Below are 618 nucleotides of genomic sequence, written 5' to 3'. Positions count from 1 at the left end.
TGCGCGCCAAGGCCGCCGGGATCCGACTGGCAGCGACCCAGCTGCTTGCCCTGCACCACGCCCGCCGCGGCTGGGAACAACGCATGGCTGAGTTGCTGCTCGGTGGGCCTCGCAGCGGCCGCGACCGCACGGTGAGCGACCCCGACCCGGGGAAGGCGCTCCCGGGCGGGGACATCTACCTGAGCTTCCCCGGCCTGGGAGATCGCCTCGCAGCTCGGGTCGCCGGTGAGATCGGTGAACACATCGACCAGTTCCCGACTCCGAACGCTTTGCAGTGCTACGCCGGCCAGGCCCCGGTCACCCGCCGCTCGGGCAAGAGCGCCTTCGTGGTCTCCCGCCGCCTGGCCCACAACCGCCACCTCGGCGACGCCGTGCATATCTGGGCGTTCTGCAGCATCACCAAGAGCGTCTGGGCCCGGGAGTACTACGACGCCAAGATCGCCGCGAAGAAGGGCCACCACGCCGCGCTGCGCGCCCTGGCCAACCGTTGGATCGAGATCCTCTGGCACTGCCTGACCAACGGCACCCACTACGACGAAGCGACCCACCTCGCGAACCGACAACGAGCCCTCAAGACCGCCGCCTAACCCCGGTGGTTGACAGAGGATGTCTCACCTG

At 69.3% G+C, this 618-nt stretch carries 1 protein-coding gene; it reads left to right on the top strand.

Features of this window, described 5'->3' with window-relative positions; all coding sequences use genetic code 11:
- On the top strand, positions 1 to 587 hold a 587-nt coding region (locus WCD74_RS29850; RefSeq protein WP_337698573.1), incomplete at its 5' end, for a transposase.
- Between the last annotated feature and the right edge of the window lie 31 nt (positions 588 to 618).

The sequence above is a fragment of the Actinomycetospora aurantiaca genome, from assembly GCF_037401875.1.
GTDB lineage: Bacteria > Actinomycetota > Actinomycetes > Mycobacteriales > Pseudonocardiaceae > Actinomycetospora > Actinomycetospora aurantiaca.
The sequence above is the reverse complement of the archived record's forward strand: the minus strand, read 5'-3'. Positions and strand labels throughout refer to the sequence as shown.